A 504-nucleotide genomic window follows, 5' to 3' on the forward strand; every position below is an offset into this window, starting at 1 on the left:
CGACGAGACAGTTTAGCGACACGTTTTACATGTTGGCCAGTTTCTCCAGAGCGACTTTCAATCGCCTCACCCAATACGTGAATCATCTCTTTTTGGACGTTTAGCGTTCGTTTTTGAAGCAACACAATTTTTCTATTTTTCTTATCAATCTCTTTGCGTTGGCGAATAGTCATAAACTGAATTACAACAACAAGAGAAAGCAGCACAATAATGCCGCACGTGAACAACAGTGTTTTGAGGTTTACTTTAAACAGTGGCGGTGGCGCATTAAGAATTTCAGCGTTTTTAGGGATGTCATAATGGCTGATTTCATACTTTGTGAGCGCCTTATAATCCAAGACCGCTTCAGTGATAGCCAGCGCATGCGCCGCTGACGTCAGAGACATCCCCATCTTACTCGCCATTATCTCCGCAGCTTCATAACCAAATTGCTCAGAGCGGTTCACAAAGCCACCCAGTATTCCCGGCTCGCCTAAATAGAGTTCCCACATCACAAACACGGGG

The 504-nt window shown here is 44.8% G+C and carries 1 pseudogene; it reads right to left on the reverse strand.

The features are described from left to right. A pseudogene (locus tag R7Z50_RS31465) lies at positions 1–504 on the reverse strand (phosphodiesterase); the annotation flags it as partial.

The organism is Vibrio sp. 1249-1 (genome assembly GCF_033340495.1).